Here is a 22,637-nt window from a genome sequence, read left to right as displayed (position 1 = left end):
GTGTCTTTCGAAGCACGCGACTCTAGGAACGAGGGCCGCCGCTGTTTGTCCCCGCGGGAACAGATGCAACACGGTGGCTTCTGGCGGTTCTAGTGGTTAACACCGCCTCGAATCACATTCATTGACGGATTGAAAACTTCGCACTTAGAATTTCGGCGCAGGTTCAGATTTAAAGACCATCTGTGAGATGGCTTTGTCGCGCCTGCATGGTTTGCATCGTCTTCTTGCGGATTATTCCAATGGAGACAACTGTGCAACCCAACGCGCTCAAGATCCGCGGCATCGACGATGTCATCGCCTACCTGGATTCACGCCAGGGCATCAAGGGCCGGGCCGCCGTCATCTGGTGGCTCGCACTCGGCGGACTGTTCCTCGACGCCTTTTCCAATTCCGCACTGAGCGCGGGCCTCGGGCCCATGACGCGCAACCTCTCGCTGAGCGCCGCGCAGGTCGCGCTGATGACCTCGATGGCCTCGTGGGTCGCGATCGCCTTCAATCCCATCGGCGGCTGGATGGCCGACCGCTGGGGCCGCATCCGGCCGCTGATCCTCGCCAAGGTGCTGGCCGTCACGGGCGCCGTGATCGTGGTGTTCGCGCCGGGCTTCGAGACGATCCTGGTCGGCCGCTTCTTCGTGGGCGCGGCCTACGGCATCGACTTCGCGATCGCGATGGCGGTGCTGGCCGAGTTCACGCCGGCGCGCTTCAAGAGCCGGCTCAACACCTGGCAGGGCATGTGGTACCTGGCCGTGTGCAGCAACCTGCTGCTGGCGCTGATGTTCTATTCGTGGAACGTGGGCGATTCGATCTGGCGCTACTCGGTGGCCGCCACCGCGGTATTCGGCCTCGCGATCCTGCTGCTGCAGTTCGCGCTGCTGGTCGAGAGCCCGGTCTGGCTCGCGCGCAAGGAGCGGCTCGACGAGGCCGCCGCCGCCATGAGCCGCATCTATGCCGAGCGCTTCGCCGCCGCGCCGCGCCACGAGCGCGTGCCGGTCACGAACCAGGCCCGCCGCGGCGCGGCCAACGTGCTGCTGATCTTCCGCGGCGTCTACCTGCCGCGCACCATCCTCGCGGCCACGGTGCAGATCGGCCAGTCGATCCAGTACTTCGCGGTCGGCTGGTACCTGCCGCTGATCAGCGCCACGCTGTTCGGCAAGGACTTCGCGCAGGCCACCATCGGCGCGCTGGCCTTCAACGTGTTCGGCATCTTCGGCGGCTTCCTCTCGCCGTGGATCGGCCGCAAGCTCGGCCTGCGCCGCGCCTCGGCCTTCGGCTTCGCGATGGTGTTCCTCATGCTGCTGACGCTGGGCCTGTTCCATGGCCGCATGCCCTTGTGGCTGGCGGTGGCGGTGCCCTCGCTGTTCATCCTGTTCCATTCGGGCGGACCGGGCGCCAACGGCAAGAGCCTGTCCTCGCTGTCCTTCCGCAGCGAACTGCGCGCGGGCGCCAACGGCATCATCGGCGCGCTCGGCTCCATCGGCGCGGCGCTGGGCCTGCTGGTGTTCCCGCTGTTCCGCGAGAAGTACGGGCTCGAGCACACCTTCCTGATCCTCTCGGCGGTGCCGCTGGTCGCGAGCGCGATCTGCTTCGCGATCCGCTGGGACCCGACCCGTACCGGAATCAATCCCGACAACGAAGCCGGCGCGCCGCAGTTCAAGGACGACGCGCGCACCGGCATCCCTTCCGATTCGCTCCAACCCGCCGTGGGAAAAATGAACCGATGATCTCCATCACCGAGGATGTGATCCTCTCCATCGACGAAGGCACCTCGGGCACGCGCGCCGCGGTCGTCGGCCGCGACGGCCATGTCTCCTGCCTCGAGTACGCGCCCCTTTCGGTCGACACGCCGCGCCCCGGCGTGGTCGAGCAGGACGCCGACGCGATCCTCGCGAAGACCCTGGCCGTGTGCCGCGCCAGCGTGGCGCGCGCGCAGGCCGAGGGCAAGCGCATCGCAGCGCTCGCCATCGCCACCCAGCGCTGTTCGGCCGTGCTGTGGGACACCCGCACGGGCCGCGCGCTGGTGCCCGTGATGGTCTGGCAGGACACGCGCCATGTCGACGAACTGACGCGCCTCGCGCCCGAGTGGGACGCGCCGCTGATGCGCCAGCTCGGCCGCCCGGTCGGCGTGCGCTCGCCCTACCTCTGGGCCACGCACCACCTGCGCGACACGCCGGCCGTGGCGCATGCCTTCGAGCAAGGCCGGCTCGGCTTCGGCACCATCGACAGCTGGCTGCTGTGGCACCTGTCGGAGCGGCGCGAATGCGTGACCACGCCGACCAACGTGACTTCGGGCAATGCCTACGTGCTGGCCGAGCACCGCTACCAGCTCGAGTGGATCGACACCCTGGGCTTTCCGCGCGCGCTGCTGCCCGCGCTGCGCGAGGATGCCGGCGACCTGGGCCGCACGCGCGCCGAGCTGCTCGGTATCGCGGTACCGATCCTCGCCTGCGCGGGCGACCAGCATGCGGGCGCCGTCGGCCTGGGCTGTCTCGACCGCGCGCAGGCCATGTGCGTGCACGGCACCGGCAGCTTCGTCGACGTGATCACCGGCACCGTGCCGCCCCTCGACGCGGGCCTGCATCCGGGCACGCTCGCCATGACGGCGCGGCGTTCGGGCGGCGTCTCGCACTTCGCGGTCGAGACCTATGTGGCCACTACCGGCTCAGCGCTCAACTGGGTCTGCGAGAAGCTGCAGTGGTTCGAGAACGCGGCGCAGATCGGCGCGCTGGCGGCCGAGGCCGCGAGCGCGAACGGCGTCAGCTTCGTTCCCGCCCTCACGGGCCTGCGCGTGCCCGCGATGGAGCCGGCCGCGCGCGCCTCGCTCACCGGCATCTCGATGGCGACCACGCGCGCCGAGGTGGCGCGCGCGGTGCTCGAGGGCATTGCGCATTCGGTGGCCGCGTGCATCGCGGCCAACGAGCAGGTCTCGGGCCTGCAGGTGTCCGAACTCGTGGTCGGCGGCGGCCTGTCGGGCAGCTCGACCCTGCTGCAGATCCAGGCCGACCTCAGCGGCATGCCGGTGCGCCGCATGGCCGAGACCGAGCGCGCGAGCCTGCGCGGCGCCGCCTTCCTCGCGGGTGCCTCGGGCCTGCTGTGGCCCTCGCTGCAGGAGGCCCGCGCCACGCTGGCCACCGACGCGGTGTTCGAACCCGCGATCGGCGCCGACGAGCGCGAGGCCCGGCGCGCGCAATGGCAGGCACGGGTCGACTCCGAGCTCGCGCATGCGCAGCGCTTCAAGAACCCACCACTTTCCACCACGCCAGGAGAACTTCCACGATGAGGGTCCTGCCATCCCTTCGACCGGCCAGGGACCGCGCCGAGATGACGGCCACCGAGCCCCTGCGCCTGCACCGCCCCGACCTGCTCGCGCGCCTGGGCGACGAGCATTTCGACATGCTGATCGTCGGCGGCGGCATCACCGGCGCCTATGCCGCGCTCGATGCCAGCCTGCGCGGCTACCGCGTCGCGCTGGTCGAGAAGGACGACTTCGCCTTCGGCACCTCGTCGAAGTCCTCGAAGATGGTGCACGGCGGCCTGCGCTACATCGAGCAGGGCAACCTGGGCCTGGTGCGGCACTCGCTGCTCGAGCGCCAGCGCCTGCGCCGCAACGCGCGCCACCTGGTGCAGCGCCTGCCCTTCCTGTTCCCGGTGATGGAGCGCGAGGGCGTGTTCGACAAGCGCCTGGCCAAGGCCTTCGAGAGCCTGCTGTGGACCTACGACATCGCGGGCGGCTGGCGCGAGGGCATCCTGCACCAGAAGCTCAGCAAGGCCGAGGTGCTGTCGCACTGCCCCACCTTCCGCGAGGAGCACCTGACCGGCGGCTTCATGTACTTCGACGCGCGCGTGGACGACGCGCGCCTCACGCTCAACGTGGCGCGCACCGCCGCCTTCCACGGTGCCGCGGTGCTCAACCACGCGAAAGCGATCGAGATCACGCGCGACGCGCACGGCAAGGTCGACGGCGCGATCGTGCAGGCCGACGGCCGCGAGATCCGCGCGCGCGCCCGCGTCGTGGTGATGGCCACCGGCGTCTGGCTGCGCGACTGGGACGGTCGGCGCAAGAACGAGGAGAAGACGCTCAACGTGCGCCCGGCCAAGGGCGTGCACGTGGCGATCCCCTGGCTCAAGATCCGCAACGACTGCACCGTGACCATCCCGGTGCCGGGCCGCAACCGGCGCGCGACCATCACGCGCTGGGGCAACGTCTCCTACCTCGGCACCACCGACGAGGACTACGAGGGCAACCTCGACGACGTCTGCTGCACGCGCGAGGAGCTCGACTTCCTGCTCGAGGGCGCACGCTCGGCGCTCAAGACCGACCTGCGCGCCGAGGACGTGGTCGGCAGCATCGCGGGCTGCCGTCCGCTGGTGGCGCCGCCCGGCGGCAAGACGCTCGAGATCAAGCGCAACCACGAGATCCGCACCGCCTCCGACGGGCTGCTGACCATCGTCGGCGGCAAGCTCACCACCTCGCGCCACATGGCCGAGCAGACCATCGATGCCGCGCAGAAGGTGCTGGGCCGGCGCGCCGGCTGCAAGACCAAGTCGGCCTTCCTGCTCGGCGCGGCCGGCTACGACGCGCAGGCGATCACCGCCTCGGGCGGGCTCTCGGCCCACCTGGGCGAGCGCTACGGCACCGAGGCGCGCTTCGTCAGCGACATCCTGCAGGACGACCCCGGCCTGCAGAAGCCGATCGTCGAAGGCCTGCCCTACAGCGAGGCCGAGATCGTCTACGCGGTGCGCCACGAACTCGCCCGCACCGTCGACGACGTGCTGTCGCGGCGCATCCGCGCGCGCCTGATGGCGCGCGACGCCTCGGGCCGCGCCGCGGACCGCGTGGGCGAAATCCTCCAGGCCGAACTCGGCCTGTCCCCCGCCGAGACGGCGCAGCAGGTCACCAGCTACCGCGCCGCCCTCGCACACGAAAAATCCATCCTCATGGGAGAAAGCAGATGATCAGCAAGGACGCCATCCAGCGCGGCTACAACCGCCGCAACTACATCGTCGGTGCGCACACGCCACCGGCCTATGCGAAGACCATCGCGGCCACCGACGGCCCGGCGGGCCTGCAGCGCGCGCCGATCGCGGTGCCGCCCGCGCAGCTCGAAGCGCTGCGCCAGGCCGCCGACGAGGTGCTCACCGCCACCGCCGACGTGGTGGCCTGGACCCGCGACTGGTGGGCCGGCTCCATGGTCAGCGAGACCGGCGGCCGCCCCGCCACGCCGCAGGCCGCGATCGTGCGCGTGTCGAGCGTCGAGCAGATCCAGGCCGTGATGCGCATCGCGCATGCGGCATCGATTCCCGTCACCGTGTCGGCCGGCCGCAGCAACGTGACCGGCGCGGCGCTGCCGGTGCGCGGCGGCATCGTGCTCGACGTCTGCGAGCTCAACAGCTTCATCGGCTTCGATGCCGAGAGCCAGATCGTCGAGGTCGAGGCCGGCATGTTCGGCGACGTGTTCGAGGAGACCATCCAGCGCGACCACCGGATGACCATGGGCCACTGGCCCTCGTCCTTCGGCATCAGCACGGTCGGCGGCTGGGTCGCCTGCCGCGGCGCGGGCCAGCTCTCGACGCGCTACGGCAAGATCGAGGACATGGTGTTCGGCATGGACGTGGTGCTGGCCGACGGCAGCCTCGTCACCGTGGGCGGCTACTCGCGCGCCGCGGTCGGCGCCGACCTGCAGCAGCTGTTCATCGGCTCCGAGGGCACGCTCTGCGTGATCGTGCGCGTGCGGCTCAAGCTGCACCGCCTGCCCGACTACGGCCGCGCCATCGCCTTCGGCTTCGACAGCTTCGCCACCGGCCTCGAGGCCTGCCGCCAGATCATGCAGCGCGGCGCCAACCCGGCCGCGCTGCGGCTGTACGACGCGCTCGAGAGCAAGGTGCAGTTCGAGCTGGCCGACACGCACGTGCTGCTGATCGCCGACGAGGGCGCGCCCGAGATGGTCGACGCGGTCATGGCGATCAGCGAGCGCGCCTGCCGCGAGCTGGGCCGCGAGCTCGACGGGCCCGTGATCTTCGAGCGCTGGCTCGACACCCGCTACCTCACGGGCAAGAGCGCCGAGGGCTTCAAGCGCAGCCCGGGCTTCGTGGCCGACACGCTCGAGATGAGCGGCCGCTGGAGCGACCTGAGCGCGATCTACGACGAGGTGGTGGCCGCGATCAACGCCGTGCCCGGCACGCTGGCCGGCTCGGCCCACCAGTCGCACGCCTACGTGGACGGCGCCTGCCTCTACTTCTCGCTGCGCGGCGAGGTCGAGGTGGCGGACCGCGCGCGCTGGTACCGCGCGGCCTGGGACGCGGCCAACGCGGTGCTGGTGCGCCACAATGCCGCGTTGAGCCACCACCATGGCGTCGGGCTGCTGCGTGCACCCTACATGGCCGACTCGCTGGGCAGCGCCTTCCCGGTGCTGCAGGCGATCAAGCGCACGCTGGACCCGAAGAACATCCTGAACCCGGGCAAGCTCGGCCTCACCGACGAGCTGCCCCCTTCCGCAGACTGAGCCCCATCGAATGGACCGTTCCCTCGGCGCGCGCCTCGCGCGGCACCCGATCATCGCGACGCTCTACGGCGCGGAGCAGATCGACAGCTTCGTCGACAGCGCGAGCGAGATCGCCATCGTCGCGAACGTGGAGCTGCGCCGGCTGCAGGCCGTGGTCGCGACCATCACGCGCGCGGACAAGATCGCCATCGTCAACATCGACAGCTGCGAGGGCATCTCGCCCGACAAGGGCGGCGTGGAGTACCTGGCCGAGATCGGCGCGACCAGCCTGGTGTCCACGCGCGTGGCGACCATCCAGCGCGCCAACCGCGCCGGCCTGCTGACCATGCAGAAGGTGTTCGTGACCGACCGCTCGACCTGGCCGCGCAGCGTGAAGGCGCTCGAGCAGAGCGACCCGAACCTGGTCCAGCTGATGCCCGCGCCGATGCTGCCGCACATCTCGATCAAGGAGCGCAACGCGCTGCCGCCGATCGTCGCCTCGGGCTTCGTGATCACCACCAACGACGTGCGCAGCGCGCTCGCGGCCGGCGCGGTGGCGGTGTCGACCAGCGACACCGCGATGTGGAGCCTCGACATCCAGGCGCCGAAGACCGGCGCGGCGGGCTAGGATTTCTTCTTCGCGACCTCGCCGGTGGCGATCTGCTGGCGCAGCGCGCGCAGGCTGGCTTTGAGCTTGCGCTCGTTCTCCGGGCCCATGCGCACCATGATCTTCTGGCCCGCGCTGAGCGACTCGAGCTGGGGATCGACGTACTCGTAGCGCGTCCACGGGCGCTGCGAGGGATAGTCGCCCTTGACCTCGACCAGGCGCACCTGCACCGGCCCCTTGGGCTCGGGCGCGGCCAGCAGGTGGTCGATGACGGCGATCAGCCGGTCGTTGAAATAGCGGCCCGGATAGCCGAGCTCTTCATAGGCCTGCTGGAACAGCGGATAGAGCCGCGCGTACACGCTCGCGGCCTTGGCCGGATCGACCGATTCGGCGAGCAGCACGAAGCCGTTGTAGCGCGCGGCATTGTTGGCCGCGATGGTCTGGTTGGCCCCCTGCCCTTCGGTGATGAAGCGCTGGCCCGTGGGCTGCACCGGCCAGGCGCTGGCGGGCGCCTGCTCGCGCGCGAGGTTGTCGACCGTGGCGACGAAGCGCCGCACCACGCCGTCGGGGCGCAGGAAGGTATTGGCGTTCTTGCCGCCGAGCAGTTCGGCCAGCGCCTTCAGCACGCGCGAGTCGGAATCGGCCAGCGAGGGCAGCGCGGCATCGGGCGGCGCGAGCGCGTCGACCGGATTCTGCGGCCCCGAGGCCACGGGGGCCGGCGCGGGTGCGGGCGGTGCGTCCTCGGGCGTGGTGGCGGCCACCGGCGGCGCCACGGGCTGTTGCTGCTGCTGGTACCAGCGCCAGCCGAAGTAGCCGGCCACCAGCAGCACCAGCACGAGCAGTGCCCACGGCAGCATGGAGCGTTCGCGGCGCGGTGCGTAGTCGCGGGTCTCGCCCGCGGTGCTCATGTCGCGTTCGGCACGGAAGTCGTTGTTGTCGTTCTCGGGCATGGCGGCGTGTCTCTCCTGTGGCGTGCGGTGCGTGATGACGTACCGTCATGTTGCACGAACAAGAGGACCGGAACGCGCCGGTCCTCGTAACCCCGTGTGACGCCCTCGCCACACGGAAGTTCAGCCCACCTTCGACACGCCTGCGGCGCCACCGGTTTCCGGGGCGCGCGCTCGGCGCTCAGTGCGCCGCCGTGAGCGACTGCAGCCAGGCCAGCGTGCCCTGCAGCTCGGCCGGCCGGATCTCGTGGCCGCCGGGGAAATCGCTGCCCGCGAGCGCGAGCGGCAGGCCGCGCGCCAGTTCGCGCGTGGCCTGCGCGGCCGCGGACGGAATCACGTTGTCGGCGCTTCCATGGCTCACCCACAGCGACTTGCCCTCGAAGGCCTCGGGCGCGGCCACCTGGGGCAGCACCTGCGGCAGCAGCCGGCTGTGCCAGACCATCGCGGCGCGCATCGACGCGGGCCTGGTCAGCAGCAGCGACAGCGCCATGATCCCGCCCTGGCTGAAGCCGCCGACCACCACGCGCTCGGGTGGAATACCCAGCTGCGCCGAGGCCGAGGCCAGCATCTCGCCGACCAGGAAGCGGCTCTCGCGCTCCTGGTCCTCGTCGATGCGGCGCTGGCCGTCCGGCAGCACCTCGAACTCGAACCAGGCATAGGAGCCCGGCGTGAGCACGTAGGGCGCGCGCAGGCTCAGCACATGGAACTGCGGCGGCATCAGGCGCGCGAGGCCGAACAGGTCCTGCTCGTTGCTGCCCACGCCATGCATCAGCACCAGCAGCCAGGGATCGCGCGTGCCGGCGGCGGTCGGTTGTTCGAGGAATTGGAGCGGCAGTTGGAGCGTGGTCATGTCGATGGAAGAGGAAAGCGGAAGGTCCTGTCAGCGCACCGAGGCCTTGAAGCCTTCGGCGAGCGAGCGCGTGATATCGGCGGTGGGCAGCTCGCGGCAGCCGCTCGCGTTCTGGCCCGACCACAGCGGCGAGAAGTCGCCGCTGCCCTGGGCCTCGGCCTTGGCACGCAGCGGCGCGATCGCCGAGGTGGCGAGCGGGAACTCGGGCGCGGGGCCGATCGGGCCCAGTTCGCGGATCACGCGGTTGACGATGCCGCGCGCGGGCCGGCCGGTGAACAGGTTGGTCAGCGCCGTGTGGCGCGCGGCCTCGCTCTTGAGCGCCCCGCGGTGCATGGCGCTGGTGGTGGCCTCGTTGGCCAGCAGGTAGGCCGTGCCCACCTGCACGCCCGCCGCGCCCAGCGCCATCGCGGCCGCCACGCCCTGCGCATCGGCGATACCGCCCGCGGCGATCACCGGCACGCGCAAGGTCTGCGCCAGTTGCGGCAGCAGCGCGAAGGTGCCCAGCTGCGCCGTGAGATCGTGCGACAGGAAATGGCCGCGATGCCCGCCGGCCTCGAGGCCCTGCGCGATCACCGCGTCGGCGCCGTTCGCCGCGAGCCAGCGGCCCTCCTCGACCGTGGTGGCCGAGGCCAGCACCTTGGCGCCCCAGCCCTTCACGCGCGCGAGCAGCTCGGCCGAGGGCAGTCCGAAATGGAAGCTCACCACCGGCGGACGGAATTCGGCCAGCAGCTCGGCGATCTCGGCGCTGAACGGATTGCGGCCCGGGCCGGCCGCGATGCCCGCGGGGTCGATGCCGAACTCGGCGTAGTAGGGACCGAGCGCGGCGCGCCAGGTGGCCTCGCGCTCGGCACTCGGCACCGGCGGCTGGTGGCAGAAGAAGTTGAGGTTGTAGGGCTTCGTCGTGCCCGCGCGGATCGCCGCGACTTCGGTGCGGATCGCGTCGTTCGAGAGCATCGCGCAGGGCAGCGAGCCCAGCGCGCCCGCATTGCTCGCGGCGATCGCCATCGCGCTGCCCTGCACGCCCGCCATGGGAGCCTGGATCAGCGGCAGTTCGGTGCCCAGCAGTTGCAACAGCGTCGAGGTGGTGGTCATGAAAGAGGCTCCAGTGCGAACGGGGATTCTTCGGAAGGGGCGGCGTGCCGATGCGCGCGCCGCACGCCCGATTCTGAAGGGAAGCGCGGTCGCGCCGCCCGCGCGGGGTCATCGGCGCGGCTTGAGCAACAATGCCCGCATGCGCACAACGACCCCGTCGAACCGCCCTGTTCCGCACCGCCGGCCCCTTGCATCGCTCGCGGGGCTCGCCGTTAGTACCGTGATGTTCATGCTGCTCGCGGGTTGCACGAAGAACGAATCCGAAAGTGCGACTTCGGCACAGGACACGGCCGCCGCGGAGGCCACGCCCGCCGCCGCGGACCCGGCGCCGCCCGCCGCGCCCCGGCCCGAATTCTCGGCCACGCTGCAGCGCGATGCGCTGATGGCGCTGCTGTTCGAGCCGCCGCCCGCCGGCGAGACCGCGAGCCGCACCGATGACGTGCAGCTGCCCGAGATCGGCAACGACGGCAAGCCGATGACCGAGGGCTTCTCTCCGACCCGTGCGCAGGTCTCGCCGCGCGAGGTGGTCCGGCTCGACGACACGCATGCCGTGCTGCTCACCGAGACCGTGCCGGTGGACGACCGCGGCCAGCCGATGGATGCCCATGTGGCCGGCGCATGGCTCGGTGCCTATTTCTTCGAGCACGGCGACGCGGGCTGGAAGCTCGCGGGCCGCAACGACGGCGTCGACTACCTCGGCTTCTCGGGCAACATCGGCCTCACGCGCGTGGAGCGCATCGCGCCGCAGCGCTTCGTGCTGACCGTCACGAGCGGCAGCTGCTGGCAGGGCTACTGCGGCAGCTGGCTCTCGGTCTACGAGATCGGCGCGGCCGAGGTGCGCCAACTGATCGAGGGCGTGCCGCTGGGCGCCGACAACGGCGGTGCCGACGGCGCCTGCGAGTCGGTGCTGCAGGCCACGCGCCCCGAGGAAGCGCCGCGCGGCCCCTGCTACCGCATCGACGGCAAGCCCGAGTTCGCGCTCGGCACGCAGGACGATCCGGGCGAGCTGCAGATCGTCTTCAAGGGCGCGCGCACGCGCGATGCGAACGACCTGCGCGTGCAGACCGTCGACGAGCAGCTAATCTACAGCCTGCGCAACGGCGCCTATGCGCTGGTGCAGGGCCGCAATCCCGTGCCCTCGTTCTGAGACGGGCGCCGAGCGATGGGCTTCATCCCCGACCGCCGCATCGAAGCCGAGGCCACCGAGGCCGCGGCCGAGATGATCGAGCGCGCGCGCCGCAACTTCGACGTGGCGCTCGACTTCACCGACGCCAGCATCCGCAAGGTCGAGGCGCTGCTGCAGCAACTGCACCTGCGCGCGCGCAACGACAAGCCCAGCGACGCACAGGTCTTCGACTACGCCAAGGGCCTGGGCAGCTACGTGGGCGAGGTGTTCCGCCGCAACCATGGCGCCGAATGGGGCGTGGTCGCGCTCGGCGACGACAGCTACCCCGGCATGCGCAGCGCCCAGCGCGAGCAGCTGTTCTGGCCCTGGCGCCGCGCCTACAACCGCATCGTCAACGGCCCCGAGGACAACGTCTGGCACTACTACCAGCTGCTGGTGGAACGCGCGGGCGGCACCCTGGCCGTGCACGACGACGGCATGCCGTCGAACTTCGCGCCGCCGACGATGAACTACGGCCGCGCGCGCGCCGCCGCCGCCGCGAAGGCTTCGCCGAGCGTGCGCTTCAGTGCGAATGCAATGGGCGGCGTGCCCGCGCGCGCGAAGCGGCCCGCAACCTCGGCCGCGCCCGCGCCGGTGCGCAGGCCCTGGTGGAAGTTCTGGTGAGCCTCACACCAGCTTCAGGTCCTTCGGCGTTACGCCGTCGAACACCTTCGCGACCTGCGCGGGCGAGAGCCCGTACATGCGCTGGAACAGACCGCCGAGCACCGCGCGGTATTCGTTGAGCACCGGATAGTCGCGGTTCTGGAACAGCGTGGCGGCCGTCAGCGCCTGCTGCTCGCCGACCACGCGGCCGCCGGCCTGCGCCGAGAGGCCGCCGCCGAGCACCCAGTAGACCGTGCCATGGCCATGGTCGGTGCCCTTGTTGCCGTTCTCGCGGAAGGTGCGGCCGAACTCGCTGATGACCACCACCACGGTCTGGCGCCAGTTCTCGGGCTCCATCTCCTGCGCGAAGGCCGCAAGGCCGCGGCCCAGTTCCTCGAAGCGGTTCGCGAGGTAGCCGGTGGCCGCGCCCTGCCCCACGTGGGTGTCCCAGCCGCCGACGTCGACGAAGCCGAGGTCGTAGCGCTCGCGCATCAGCGCGGCCATGCGGCGGGCGACGAGTTCGAAGCCCTTGGAGGTCATGGCGTTGCGGCTGGCTGCATCCATTTCGGCCTGCATCGCGCGCCGCACCTCGTCGCGCACCTGGAAGCCCTCGGCCACGGTCTGCGCGAGCGGGGTGTCGCGGTACATCGAGGCGATGAGCTGGCTCTGGCGCGCATCGAGGGTGGGCCGCGCATTGCCCGCGAGCGCCATGTTGGCGGCCCTCGCATCGCCACGCAGCGAGATCGGCAACTGGTCGGTGAAGGCCATCGGCGAGACGTCGGCGAGCGGCCCCGCGCCGAGCACGCCAGCGAGGCGGTTGAGGAAGCCCGAGCGGTAGTCGCGCCGGCGATCGAGCGCCTGGCCCAGCTCGATGCCGTCCTGCGTCTCGAAGTGGCTGCGCGTGAGGTCGTCGGTGCCGGCGAAGGCGATGAACGCAGCCTGCTTCTGCTGGAACAGGGGCATCACGCTCTGCGCGAGCGCGGGATGCAGGCCCCAGTCGGCATCGAGCGGCAGCGCGCCGCCGCTGGTGCCCGGTCGCCCGATCGCGATGCCGGGCCGCGAGGCGTAGTAGAAATCGCTCGAGGTGGGCACCAGCAGGCTGGTGCTGTCGTAGGCACCGCGCAGGAACACGACCAGCAGCTTGGCGCCCTCGGCGGCCGGCGCGGCGATCAGGCGGGCGGCGGCGCCGGCCAGCGGCGCGGCGGCGGCGAAACGGAGCAGTTCTCGGCGTTGCATCGGCTTGTCCTTCTTCAAGGGGGCGCTAGCGGCGCATCAGCTCGGGCGCGGCCAGCAGCAGCGTGTTCCATTCGGACGGGTTCTTCGCCTGCGCGAGCACCTCGCGCGTGCCGGCACCGAAGCCGGTCTGCATCTCGCGCACCGCGGGCGACTCGGCCAGCGGCGGGAAGGCCGGGCTCTCGAGCGGCGCCTTGGCATCGGTGCGGAACAGCACGGCACCGTTCGCACCGAGGATGCGCGCGATCTCGAAGCGCGTGTTCATCTGCCCCGCGCTGGCCCAGGCCGCCTCGTGCAGCGGATAGCCGTCGGGCGTCTCATGGCCGTAGAGCGGCTGGCCCATGCGGTCGATCCAGTTGAGCAACGGGCCGACGTTCGCCGCCACGCGGCCGTCGTATGCCAGCCGCACGCCCGCGATCGCGTAGTGCACCGGATCGCGGAACTTGCGGCCCAGCGAGGCCGTGAACTCGGGCGACTCGAACAGCGTGCGCAGGGTGGCGGCGATATCGCCGTCGCTGCGCGTGAAGCTCGCGGCCATGCGCTCGACCAGCGCGTTCGATGGATCGTCGGCCACGAAATAGACGGCGAGCTTGCGCGAGACGAAGCGCGCGGTGGCCGGCGCGCGCGCGAGGCGGTCGAGCGCCTCGTCGACCTCGGCCAGGCCGCGGCCGCGGATCGGCTCGCCCAGCAGCGTCTTGGGGCCGTAGTCGTGGCGGTTGGGATTGAACTCGAACAGCCCCTGGCGCCGGTAGTCGGCGGCGATCGCGGCCTTGAGCTTCGGCGGCGGCGCATCGGCCGGCTGCAGGCTCACGCCCACGCCGGTGAGCACGCGCGCGAGCTCCTGCACGTCGGCCTGCGAATAGCCGCTGCCCACGCCCAGCGTGTGCAGTTCCATCAGCTCGCGCGCGTAGTTCTCGTTGATGCGGTTGGCGGCGTTCTGCGCGTTGTCGAGATAGCGCAGCATCGCGGGATGGTGCAGCGTGGCGCCGAGCAGGTCGCGGAAACGCCCCAGCGCATGCGGGCGTATCGCGTTCTCCTCGTAGTCGCCGATCAGCGCGCGCATGTCGCCGCCCTTGCGCTGGCTGACGTTGAAGTGGTTCATCCAGAACCAGGTCATCTGCTCCTGCAACTGGTTCGGCGAATAGAGCGCGCGCAACACGAAGCGCTGCTGCGCCTCGCGCGCGAGCCGGCTCAGGTGCTGCTGGTAGGCCTGGCGCGCGGCCTTCTTCTGGTCCTCGTCGGCCAGCGCATCGGCGGACTTGCGCTCGGCATCGAGCGCGATCGCGAGCGTGTCCACGGGCGTGCGCGCGATCTCCATCGTGTCGATCTGCGCCTGGGCTTCTGCCGGCAGCGGCTGCGGCGCGGGCTTCAGTTGCCGGCCCATCCACACCACGAGGCCCTGCTTCTCGACTTCGGCCTGGCCGCTCGCGTTCGCGCCCCAGCTCACGCGGTCGAGCCAGCGCAGCTGGGTCAGTGCATCGGGCGGTGCGCCGCGCAAAGCGAGCGGCGTCGCGTCGGGCCGCGTGCCGAGCGCGCAGCCCGCGAGCCACAGCGCGGCGGCTGCCATCCATGCGCCCCGTGCGAGGCGCGACCGGATCGAAGAGATGTGCATGGTGGGTTCAACCCGCGCCGTCGGTGCGCGGTTGACCCAGGATGCCAGCGCCGTGTAAAGCTGCCGGTCAGCTTCGTTTCAAGGCGAAACGCCCCCCTGGCTCAGGCCGACGCCACCGCGCTGGGCTGCGCGCCCGCGATCTGCCGCAGCGCGCGCTCGAACACCTCCACCGGCTGGCCGCCCGAGATCAGGTGCTGGTCGTTGATGATGATCGCGGGCACCGAGTGGATGCCGGCGTCGGTGTACATGCGTTCGCGCGCGCGGGTCTCGGCCGCGTATTCGTCGCTGGCCAGGATTTCGCGTGCCCGCGCCGCATCGAGACCCGCCGCTGCCGCGAGGCGCACCAGCACCTCGGGGTCGGAGGGATTCTCGGCATCGGTGAAGTAGGCCTTGAGCAGCGACTTCTTCAACGCGACCTGCTTGGCCGCGTCCTCGAGTTCGGCCCAGTGCAGCAGCCGGTGCGCGTCGAAGGTGTTGTAGATGCGCGGCCGGCCCTCGGGGTTGAACACGAAGCCGACGGCCTCGCCGCGCTGGCGGATCGCCTCGCGCATCTGGGCCTGCTGTTCGCGCGTGGAACCGTATTTCTGGTTCAGGTGCTCGAAGGTGTCCTGGCCCTCGGGCGGCATCTGCGGGTTGAGCTCGAAGGGCTGGAAGTGCAGCTCGGCCGTCACCCCGGGCGCCACGCGGGCGATCGCGGCCTCCAGCGAGCCCAGGCCGACGGCGCACCAGGGGCAGGAGACGTCCGAGACGAAATCGATCTTGAGGTGGGAGGAGGATGGGCTGGTCATGGCCGCCATTCTTCCGCGCGGCGGCGGCCTTGTCAGGTGCAAGGTCTTCCGCCGCCCCACCCCTGCGGCGTCAGGCCGTGGCGCGCGCCGTCACCGGGCTCGCGCCCAGGGTCTGGGCCCGCAGGCGGTCGTACTCGGCCTTGTCGACCGGCACGGCATCCGGATCGCCGAGGTCGTTCATGTGCACGCGGTAGGTTTCGCGCGCGCTGATCGCGGCCAGCGCGGCCAGCACGGTCACGGCGAAGGTGATGCTGCCCACGGTGAGCCAGATGTTGCTGGAGCCGGGCGGCGCGACCGCGGCGAACAGCGCGGGCAGCAGGGCCGTGAAGGTGGTGCCGATGTTCTGCGAGATGGCCATGGCCGACACCCGGTTGCGGGTGCGGAACAGCTCGGGATAGAAGCTCGGGAAGGTGGCGTTGTAGCCCTGGTAGACGATGCCCCACATCAATAGCGACATGCAGATCGCGAGCGGCACGTTGCGCACGCTGATGGCATAGAGGTAGGCGAACGAGAGCAGGCCCGAGGCCAGCGCGCCGACGATGATCGGCGGCTTGCGGCCGATGCGGTCCGACAGGTTGCCCACGAACGGGATCACCAGCACCGCGAGGATGTTGCCGAGCACCGGGATCCACAGGTAGACGTCCTTCTGGAAGCCGATGCCGTAGGCCGACTGCACCGCGTAGGCGGCGCCGAAGATGGTGGCGACCACCGGGATCACGTTCATCAGCGCCATGCAGACCACGCGCAGCATGTCGGCCCAGCTGTCGGTGAAGGCCTGCACGATCGGCGAGCGCGGCACCTCGCCCTTCTTGTCGGCCTCGGCGAAGGCCGGGGTCTCGTCGACCTCGCGGCGGATGATGTAGCCCGCGATGATGACGACGAAGCTCAGCAGGAAGGGAATGCGCCAGCCCCACGAGTTGAAGGCCTCTTCCGGCATGTAGTGCGCGAGCGGCAGGAACACGGCGGCCGCCATGATCTGGCCGGCCTGCACGCCCTGCAGCGTGAAACTCGCGAAGAAGCCGCGCCGGCCGAAGGGCGCGTGCTCGAGGATCATCGAGCTCGCGCCCGAGATCTCGCCGGCCACCGCGAAGCCCTGGATCAGCCGCAGGATCACCAGCAGCGCGGGCGCCGCCAGGCCGATCTGGTCGTAGGTGGGCAGCAGGCCCACGGCCACGGTCGAGAAGCCCATGAGGAACATGCACAGGATCAGCACCTGCTTGCGCCCGTGCGTGTCGCCCCAGTGGCCGAGCACGAAGGCGCCGATGGGCCGCGCGACATAGCCCACGCCGTAGGTCGCGAGCGAGGCGATGATGGCCGTGGTCGGGTCGCCCTTGGGAAAGAAGATCTGCGGAAAGATCAGCGCCGCGGCGGTGGCGTAGATGAAGAAGTCGTAGTACTCGAGCGCCGAGCCGATCCAGCCGCTGGCGGCGGCCTTCTTCGACTGGTGCTTGCCTTGTGGCTCGTGAGCCTTGGTGTTCGCCATGGGTTGTCTCCGGTGTGGACGAGGATGAGCGGGTGAATGGATGAACGAAAGGGAAATCAGTCCTGGGCCTGCGAGGCCATGCGCGCCGGCGCGTTGAGCGCGCCGTAGGCGTCGTAGCCGCCGATGCGCTGCGCCACCTCGAAGAACAGGCCGTCCTCGAAGCTCTCGGTGTAGATGTGCAGGTAGTCGCCGGCCGGCGAGCGGTCGAACAGCACGCCCGCGTCGCGCATGTGTTCGAGCAACGCGGCATCGAGCTCGATGCGCGTGGCGAGGTCGTCGTAGTAGTTGTCCGAGATCGGCACGAAGCGCACGCCGTTGGCGCGCAGCCGCGCCACCGACGCGAAGATGTCGTCGCTGCGCAGCGCCACGTGGTGCACCGCGCCGCCGCCCTGCGCATGCACGGTGCGCGCGGTGCGCGTGCGCTGGCTCAGCGAGACGTTGAGCACGAGCCGCAGGCTGCGCGTGGCATCGGCCACGCCACGGCTCTTGATCAGGCCGAAGGGATCGGCCAGCTCAAGGCTCTCGCCGACCTCGAGCCCGAGCACGGCGCGCGAGAACAGCACCCAGGTGTCGAGCTGGTCGAGCGCGAGGCCGAGCGCGACGTGGTCGATGGCACGCAGGCCGGCGCCATCGCCCTGCGCTGCTTCGGGCTCGAGGATGAAGTCGGCCTCGTAGAGCCCCGTGGCGCCGAGCGACGACGGAATGAAATGCAGCAGGTTGCCGCCGGGCACCACGATCGCGGGCACGGCCTGCTCGCCGGGGCCGACCGGGCTGTCGTGCCGCTGCGAGCACAGCGCGGTGGCGCGCGCCACCGCGGCCTGGGGATCGTCGGTGCGCACGCCCAGCGCGCAGACCGAGGTGCCGTGCGCCTCGAAGCGCGTGCGCGCAAAGCTCTCGGGCTGCGCATTCACGACCATGTGGATGTCGCCCTGGCGGTAGAGCGTGACGGCCTTCGAGCGATGGCGGCCCGCGCGGCGAAAGCCCAGTTGCTGCAGCAGCGTGCCGAGCGCGCCGGCCGAAGACTCGTCGGCCGCGAACTCGATGAAGGACAGTCCGCGAAAGGCCGGCGCATTCGGCGGATCGAACAACAAGGGCCGTGCCGAGGGAACGGACTCGCGCACCTGGCTCTCGAGGTACAGCAGCGAGCGCATCGCATCGACCGCGGTGCGGCGGTTCGGCGTCTCGCGGAACAGGTCGTTGAAGATCTCCAGCGACAGCGGCCCGGTATAGCCGGCGCGCAGCACCTGCACGTAGAAGCCCGCCACGTCGAAGTCGCCCTGCCCCGGGAACACGCGGTGGTGGCGCGCCCACTGCAGCACGTCCATCGAGAGCTGCGGCGCATCGGCCATCTGCAGGAAGAAGATCTTCTCGCCCGGGATGTCGGCGATGCCGGCCGGGTCGTCGCGCAGCGACAGCGTGTGGAAGCTGTCGAGGATCAGGCCCAGCGCGGGATGGCCGGCACGCCGCACGATGTCCCAGGCCTGGCCATAGCGCGACGTGAAGCGGCCCCAGGCCAGCGCCTCGAAGCCCACGCGCAGGCCGTGAGCCGCGGCGCGCTCGGCCAGCGCATGCAGCTGCGCGGCGGCGCGCGCGGGATCATCGAGCGCGAGCGGCGAGGTGTTCGAGCAGCACAGCATCAGCGGCACGCCCAGCGCGGCCATCAGCTCGAACTTGCGCTCGGCGCGCTCCAGGCCGCGGCGGAACTGCGGCTCGGGCATGCCTTCGAAATCGCGGAACGGCTGGTAGAGGTCGATCGCCAGGCCCAGGTCGGCCGCGAGGCCGCGCAGCTCGACGGCCGTGCCCTTGAAGTTGACGAAGTCGCTCTCGAACAGCTCGATGCCGTCGAAGCCCGCTGCGGCGATCGCCTCGAGCTTCTGGCGCAAGGTGCCGCTGAGCGAGACGGTGGCGATCGAGCGGTGCATGCGCGGCGCGGCGCGCTGCGAAAGGTCGGCGGAGGGCTGGAGCGTGTTCACGGGAGCGACTTTAGGAACGCCGGCCCGTGCCCACAACCATTTAGCGCGACCTTTGATCGATCATCGAACGCCATCGTGCGAATTTCGCACGAATCAGGGGTTACACCTAGGTCCGGCGGGCCATCGATGCCCTCACCGAATCAGAGACTGCGCCAGTAATCGATCAGCAGCTGCGCGAATTCGACCGGCCGCTCGACCGCGCTCACGTGCGCGGCATCGATGCTGGCGAGCCGCGCGTTGGGGATCGCGGCGGCAATGGCTTCCGACATCGCGAACGGCGTGGCCTCGTCCTGCAGGCCGCCGATCACCAGCGTGGGCACCGCGATGCGGCGGTTGCTGTCGCGGAAATCGATGGCCGCCACCGCGTTGCAGCTCTCGATGTAGGCCTGCGGATCGTTGGCCAGCAGCACCGCCTGCAGCTGCTCGGCGGCCACCCGGCCCTCTGGCGTGGCGGCGAAGGCCGGCGTGAGCCAGCGCGACACCGCGCCCGGCGCGATCGCGGCCACGCCGCGCGCGGCCACGGTCTCGGCGCGCGCGCGCCAGGGTGCCTGGTCGGGATAGTGGGCCGAGGAGTTCGCGATGGTCACGGTGCGCAGCAGCTCGGGATGGCGCACGGCCAGCGCCTGCGCCGTCATGCCGCCCATCGACAGGCCGACGAAGTGCACCAGCTCGCCGCCGGCCTCGCGCTGGATCAGCTCGGCCGCGTCCTGCGCCAGCGTCTCGATGCGCAAAGCGCCCGGCACGCGCTCGGAGGCGCCGTGGTTGCGGTGGTCGTAGCGCAGCACGGTGTGGGCACGCGCGAGCTGCGCGGCCACGCCGTCCCACATGCGGAGGTCGCAGCCGAGCGCATGGCTCAGCACGACGATCGGGCCATTGCCTTCGCGGACGAGGTTCAGACGGGTCATGGTGCGGGTTCCTTCGAGAGGGGATGAAGACGGGGAAGCCAGAAGAAGGCGATGGCCAGCAGCGAGCAGGCGGCGGCGACCATGGGGATCACCATCGGCCAGGCGCCGTTCGAGTAGTCGGCATCGACGAACAGCGCGGCGAACTGCCCGACGCAGAAGGCGACCATCATCATGCCGAAGCCCGACCACGAGACGGCGCGGCCCGCGAGCTGCGGCAGGTCGCCCACCGCGCCGGCCTGGCCGCAGGGCTGGTGGATGCCGTGGCCCAGGCAATAGACCGCATGGCCCGCCAGCAGCGGCACCGCGCTCAGCGGCGCGAGCCAGCAGCCCAGCACCTGGATCGCGGCGCCCGCCATGCTCAGCGAGGCGCCCAGTTGCACGGTGCGCACCGGCCCGTGGCGGCGCAGCAGCCGGCGGCACATGGTGGTGCTGAAGATATAGACCAGCGAACCGCCGGCCGGGATCCAGCCGTACCAGGCGGGCGACCAGCCGAGGTAGCCGATGTAGACCATCGGCGACAGCAGCAGGAAGCAGAACAGCCCGCCATAGGTCGAGGCCGCCACCGAGGCCCAGGCGCGGAAGGCACGGCTCGCGAACACCACGCGCGTGCTGCCGCGCGGTGCCGAGGACGTGTCGACGAAGCTCGGCCGGGTCTCGCCGAAGGAGCGCCAGCACAGCGCGAACAGCACCAGCGCATAGAGCGCCATCGCGCCCATCACCCAGCGCCAGCCCCCGCCCTGCACCAGCCAGGCGCCGAGCAGCGGCGCCACCAGCCCGACCACGCCCAGCCCCGTGAGCCCGCGCGCCATGACGTGCGGGCCCTCGTGGGCCGGATAGAGATCGCGCACTGCGGCGCGCGCGCAGACCAGGATCGCCGCCATCGACAAGCCCTGCAAGGTGCGCCAGCCGGCCAGCATGAACACGCTGCCCGCGAAGGCGCCGCCGAGCGCGGCCAGCGCATAACAGCCCAGGCCCGCCAGCAGCACCGGCCGGCGCCCGAAGCGATCGGCCAGCGGTCCGCACAGCAGTTGCGCGAAGCCGAAGGCCAGCACGAACAGCGTGAGGCTGGTGCTGGCCGAACCGAGTTCCCTGGCGATCGCGGGCAGTGCCGGCAGGTAGCTGTCGGTGGCCACCGGCTGGGCCGCGAGCAGCAACGGCAGCAGCAGCGCGAAGCCGGCGTGCCAGCGGCCCTTCAGGTTTGCTGGTGGTCCTTGCGGCGCGCTCACTGCGCCGCCGCAGGCAGCAGGCCCTTCTCGCGCAGGATGCCGGTGGCGATGCCGAAGGCGTGGTTGGCGACCGGCACGCCGCAGTAGATGGCGGCCATCATGATCACTTCCTTGATGTCCTCGGGCGTGAGCCGCGACTCGGGCGGGCCGTCGAGCGCCGCGCGCACGTGCATCGCGAATTCCTCGTAGGCGTGGATGCCGAGCATCATCGACAGCACCATGAAACGGCGCGTCTTGTCGCCCAGCGCGGGGCGGCCCCAGATGTCGTTCCACGCATGGCGCGTGATCAGTTCCTGGAACTCGGCATTGAAGCTGTTGCGGTTGGCCAGCGAGCGGTCGACCCAGGCGTCGCCGAGCACGCGGCGGCGGTTGAGCAGGCCCGATTCGTAGCCATCGGCGGGGGTGTCGGAAGAGGAAGTCATGTCCGGGAATCCTTGTTCGTGTGTTCTTGCGAATCTCAGGTGGGCAGCAGTTGCGCGCGCAGTGCCTTCACCTCGGCCAGCGCGATCTCGCCGGCGCGCACGGCCAGCGCGGGATCGAACCATTCGTCGGCCGCGTCGCGCGGCAGCTCGGCGCGCAGCCGGTCGATGTTGGCGCGCATGCGCGCGGCATCCACCTGCAGGCCCGGCAGCGCCGCCGCCATGGCGCGCACGCTGCCGTGCGCAGACATCAGCAGCTGCGGCCATTCGCCGAGCTCGGCCTGCCAGGCGCCGAGCGCGCGCTCGTGCTGTTGCGGCATGGCGCCGAGCAAGGCCGCCACGCGCTGCGGCGCGCGATGCGCGGCGGCGATCGCCACCATCGACGCCACCGGGTTGCGCTTGTGCGGCATGGCCGACGAGCCGCCGCGCCCGGGCTCGCTGGGCTCGGCCACCTCGGCCACCTCGTACTGGCCCAGCAGCGAGACGTCGACCGCGATCTTGCCGAGGCTGCCCGTCAGCAGGCCGAGCTCGCAGCCCAGTGCCACCCATTCGTCGCGCTGCGTGTGCCAGGTCGCGCCGGGATCGGCCAGGCCCAGCTCCTTCGCCATGCGTGCGCGCACCGCGCCCGCCTGCGGCCCCATCTGCGCCAGCGTGCCGACCGCGCCGCCGAGCTGCAACTGCAGCGCATGGCGCGCGGCCTTGCGCAGCCGCAACCGGCTGCGTACCAGCGGCGCGGCCCAGCCCGCGCACTTGAAGCCGAAGCTGGTGACCGAGGCCGGCTGCATCAGCGTGCGCGCGAGCATCGGCGTGGCGGCATGCTGCACCGCGAGCTGCAGCAGCGCCTCGGCCGCCTTGGCGAGGTCGGTCTCGATCAGCGCCACCGCCTCGCGCGTGACCAGCGACATCGCGCTGTCGATCACGTCCTGGCTGGTGCTGCCGAAGTGCACGAAGGGCGCCGCCTCGGCATTGAAGAGCCCGACCGCTTCGCGCAGCGCCTTCACCAGCGGAATCGCCACGCTGCCCGCGCGGCCGCTCTCGCGCACGATCTTGGCCACGTCGAACAGCTCGACCTTGCAGCTGCCGACGATCGAGTGCGCCGCGCTCTCGGGAATCAGCCCCTCGGCGGCCTGCGCGCGCGCGAGCGCGGCCTCGAAGCGCAGCATCGCATCGACGAAGGCACGGTCGCTGAAGGCGCCCAGGGTTTCGGAAGTGGAGAGGAAGCCTTCGAAGATGCTCATGGTGTTCTTGTCGTGGG

19 protein-coding genes are annotated in these 22,637 nt (G+C 70.8%); 7 read left to right on the top strand and 12 right to left on the bottom strand.

Going from position 1 to position 22,637, the window contains the following annotated elements:
• Positions 1–251 precede the first annotated feature (251 nt).
• The 5 genes from KV106_RS04925 to KV106_RS04905 are packed head-to-tail and all read left to right on the top strand — an operon-like array spanning position 252 to position 7,107.
• Positions 252–1,721, top strand: a complete 1,470-nt coding sequence (locus tag KV106_RS04925) for an MFS transporter (protein ID WP_261206670.1) — start codon at positions 252–254, stop codon at positions 1,719–1,721.
• Complete coding sequence (locus tag KV106_RS04920) at positions 1,718–3,277, top strand: FGGY family carbohydrate kinase (RefSeq protein ID WP_261206668.1); 1,560 nt, start codon at positions 1,718–1,720, stop codon at positions 3,275–3,277. The genes KV106_RS04925 and KV106_RS04920 overlap by 4 nt, the downstream gene beginning before the upstream one ends.
• A complete protein-coding gene (locus KV106_RS04915; protein WP_208510386.1) occupies positions 3,274–4,953 on the top strand; it encodes a glycerol-3-phosphate dehydrogenase/oxidase in 1,680 nt (559 codons plus the stop codon). Before KV106_RS04920 ends, KV106_RS04915 begins: the two co-directional genes overlap by 4 nt.
• Positions 4,950–6,500, top strand: coding sequence for an FAD-binding oxidoreductase (locus KV106_RS04910; protein ID WP_261206660.1), 1,551 nt, complete (start codon positions 4,950–4,952; stop codon positions 6,498–6,500). Before KV106_RS04915 ends, KV106_RS04910 begins: the two co-directional genes overlap by 4 nt.
• Before the next feature lie 10 nt (positions 6,501–6,510).
• A complete protein-coding gene (locus KV106_RS04905; RefSeq protein WP_057596439.1) occupies positions 6,511–7,107 on the top strand; it encodes a glycerol-3-phosphate responsive antiterminator in 597 nt (198 codons plus the stop codon).
• Here the strand turns inward: KV106_RS04905 and KV106_RS04900 are convergent.
• The 3 genes from KV106_RS04900 to KV106_RS04890 form a co-directional block, all read right to left on the bottom strand.
• Positions 7,104–8,036 (bottom strand): DUF3014 domain-containing protein, encoded by a 933-nt coding sequence (locus tag KV106_RS04900; protein WP_409976480.1) that lies wholly within the window; start codon positions 8,034–8,036, stop codon positions 7,104–7,106. The two genes, KV106_RS04905 and KV106_RS04900, sit on opposite strands and share 4 nt — an antisense overlap.
• A 178-nt stretch (positions 8,037–8,214) precedes the next feature.
• The gene (locus KV106_RS04895) at positions 8,215–8,883 is read right to left on the bottom strand and encodes an alpha/beta hydrolase (protein ID WP_261206657.1); all 669 of its coding nucleotides are present in this window, start codon (positions 8,881–8,883) and stop codon (positions 8,215–8,217) included.
• A gap of 30 nt (positions 8,884–8,913) precedes the next feature.
• Entirely contained in the window at positions 8,914–9,975 is a 1,062-nt protein-coding gene (locus tag KV106_RS04890) for an NAD(P)H-dependent flavin oxidoreductase (RefSeq protein WP_057596436.1), read from the bottom strand.
• A gap of 223 nt (positions 9,976–10,198) precedes the next feature.
• Between KV106_RS04890 and KV106_RS04885 the strand changes: the two genes are divergently transcribed.
• Both KV106_RS04885 and KV106_RS04880 read left to right on the top strand, forming a co-directional pair.
• Positions 10,199–11,122: a hypothetical protein gene (locus KV106_RS04885; RefSeq protein WP_261206652.1), complete on the top strand. Its 924-nt coding sequence runs from the start codon at positions 10,199–10,201 to the stop codon at positions 11,120–11,122.
• 15 nt (positions 11,123–11,137) lie between these two features.
• Positions 11,138–11,764: a hypothetical protein gene (locus KV106_RS04880; protein ID WP_261206650.1), complete on the top strand. Its 627-nt coding sequence runs from the start codon at positions 11,138–11,140 to the stop codon at positions 11,762–11,764.
• Positions 11,765–11,767: 3 nt separating this feature from the next.
• Here the strand turns inward: KV106_RS04880 and KV106_RS04875 are convergent, their stop codons facing one another.
• The 9 genes from KV106_RS04875 to pcaB all read right to left on the bottom strand — a co-directional run bounded on the left by KV106_RS04875 (position 11,768) and on the right by pcaB (position 22,620).
• Positions 11,768–12,979: a DUF1501 domain-containing protein gene (locus tag KV106_RS04875; protein WP_261206648.1), complete on the bottom strand. Its 1,212-nt coding sequence runs from the start codon at positions 12,977–12,979 to the stop codon at positions 11,768–11,770.
• Between the two features lie 25 nt (positions 12,980–13,004).
• Positions 13,005–14,588 carry a DUF1800 domain-containing protein gene (locus KV106_RS04870; protein WP_261206647.1) on the bottom strand — a complete coding sequence of 528 codons (1,584 nt, stop codon included), beginning with the start codon at positions 14,586–14,588 and terminating at the stop codon, positions 13,005–13,007.
• A gap of 101 nt (positions 14,589–14,689) precedes the next feature.
• The gene (locus KV106_RS04865) at positions 14,690–15,385 is read right to left on the bottom strand and encodes a DsbA family oxidoreductase (RefSeq protein ID WP_261206645.1); all 696 of its coding nucleotides are present in this window, start codon (positions 15,383–15,385) and stop codon (positions 14,690–14,692) included.
• A 61-nt stretch (positions 15,386–15,446) separates the two neighbouring features.
• Complete coding sequence (locus tag KV106_RS04860; protein WP_261206643.1) at positions 15,447–16,859, bottom strand: MFS transporter; 1,413 nt, start codon at positions 16,857–16,859, stop codon at positions 15,447–15,449.
• A gap of 56 nt (positions 16,860–16,915) precedes the next feature.
• Positions 16,916–18,781, bottom strand: coding sequence for a bifunctional sugar phosphate isomerase/epimerase/4-hydroxyphenylpyruvate dioxygenase family protein (locus KV106_RS04855; protein WP_261207440.1), 1,866 nt, complete (start codon positions 18,779–18,781; stop codon positions 16,916–16,918).
• Between the two features lie 191 nt (positions 18,782–18,972).
• Positions 18,973–19,737: an alpha/beta fold hydrolase gene (locus tag KV106_RS04850; RefSeq protein ID WP_261206641.1), complete on the bottom strand. Its 765-nt coding sequence runs from the start codon at positions 19,735–19,737 to the stop codon at positions 18,973–18,975.
• Positions 19,734–20,963, bottom strand: coding sequence for an MFS transporter (locus tag KV106_RS04845; protein ID WP_261206638.1), 1,230 nt, complete (start codon positions 20,961–20,963; stop codon positions 19,734–19,736). Before KV106_RS04845 ends, KV106_RS04850 begins: the two co-directional genes overlap by 4 nt.
• Entirely contained in the window at positions 20,960–21,385 is a 426-nt protein-coding gene (locus tag KV106_RS04840; RefSeq protein WP_057596430.1) for a carboxymuconolactone decarboxylase family protein, read from the bottom strand. The genes KV106_RS04845 and KV106_RS04840 overlap by 4 nt, the downstream gene beginning before the upstream one ends.
• 35 nt (positions 21,386–21,420) lie before the next feature.
• Positions 21,421–22,620: a 3-carboxy-cis,cis-muconate cycloisomerase gene (pcaB, locus tag KV106_RS04835; protein WP_261206635.1), complete on the bottom strand. Its 1,200-nt coding sequence runs from the start codon at positions 22,618–22,620 to the stop codon at positions 21,421–21,423.
• Positions 22,621–22,637: the final 17 nt, after the last annotated feature.

The sequence above is a fragment of the Variovorax endophyticus genome (assembly GCF_025376855.1).
In the GTDB taxonomy this organism is placed as follows: Bacteria; Pseudomonadota; Gammaproteobacteria; order Burkholderiales; family Burkholderiaceae_C; genus Variovorax.
The sequence above is the reverse complement of the archived record's forward strand: the minus strand, read 5'-3'. Positions and strand labels throughout refer to the sequence as shown.

What these genes read in the sequence shown, in the direction of transcription:
- KV106_RS04840 (WP_057596430.1), bottom strand. Translation starts at nt 21,385, where the DNA reads ATGACTTCCTCTTCCGACACCCCCGCCGATGGCTACGAATCGGGCCTG.
- KV106_RS04865 (WP_261206645.1), bottom strand. Translation starts at nt 15,385, where the DNA reads ATGGCGGCCATGACCAGCCCATCCTCCTCCCACCTCAAGATCGATTTC.
- KV106_RS04850 (WP_261206641.1), bottom strand. Translation starts at nt 19,737, where the DNA reads ATGACCCGTCTGAACCTCGTCCGCGAAGGCAATGGCCCGATCGTCGTG.
- KV106_RS04855 (WP_261207440.1), bottom strand. Translation starts at nt 18,781, where the DNA reads ATGCACCGCTCGATCGCCACCGTCTCGCTCAGCGGCACCTTGCGCCAG.
- pcaB (WP_261206635.1), bottom strand. Translation starts at nt 22,620, where the DNA reads ATGAGCATCTTCGAAGGCTTCCTCTCCACTTCCGAAACCCTGGGCGCC.
- KV106_RS04890 (WP_057596436.1), bottom strand. Translation starts at nt 9,975, where the DNA reads ATGACCACCACCTCGACGCTGTTGCAACTGCTGGGCACCGAACTGCCG.
- KV106_RS04885 (WP_261206652.1), top strand. Translation starts at nt 10,199, where the DNA reads ATGTTCATGCTGCTCGCGGGTTGCACGAAGAACGAATCCGAAAGTGCG.
- KV106_RS04910 (WP_261206660.1), top strand. Translation starts at nt 4,950, where the DNA reads ATGATCAGCAAGGACGCCATCCAGCGCGGCTACAACCGCCGCAACTAC.
- KV106_RS04915 (WP_208510386.1), top strand. Translation starts at nt 3,274, where the DNA reads ATGAGGGTCCTGCCATCCCTTCGACCGGCCAGGGACCGCGCCGAGATG.
- KV106_RS04860 (WP_261206643.1), bottom strand. Translation starts at nt 16,859, where the DNA reads ATGGCGAACACCAAGGCTCACGAGCCACAAGGCAAGCACCAGTCGAAG.
- KV106_RS04905 (WP_057596439.1), top strand. Translation starts at nt 6,511, where the DNA reads ATGGACCGTTCCCTCGGCGCGCGCCTCGCGCGGCACCCGATCATCGCG.
- KV106_RS04875 (WP_261206648.1), bottom strand. Translation starts at nt 12,979, where the DNA reads ATGCAACGCCGAGAACTGCTCCGTTTCGCCGCCGCCGCGCCGCTGGCC.
- KV106_RS04900 (WP_409976480.1), bottom strand. Translation starts at nt 8,036, where the DNA reads ATGCCCGAGAACGACAACAACGACTTCCGTGCCGAACGCGACATGAGC.
- KV106_RS04870 (WP_261206647.1), bottom strand. Translation starts at nt 14,588, where the DNA reads ATGCACATCTCTTCGATCCGGTCGCGCCTCGCACGGGGCGCATGGATG.
- KV106_RS04895 (WP_261206657.1), bottom strand. Translation starts at nt 8,883, where the DNA reads ATGACCACGCTCCAACTGCCGCTCCAATTCCTCGAACAACCGACCGCC.
- KV106_RS04920 (WP_261206668.1), top strand. Translation starts at nt 1,718, where the DNA reads ATGATCTCCATCACCGAGGATGTGATCCTCTCCATCGACGAAGGCACC.
- KV106_RS04880 (WP_261206650.1), top strand. Translation starts at nt 11,138, where the DNA reads ATGGGCTTCATCCCCGACCGCCGCATCGAAGCCGAGGCCACCGAGGCC.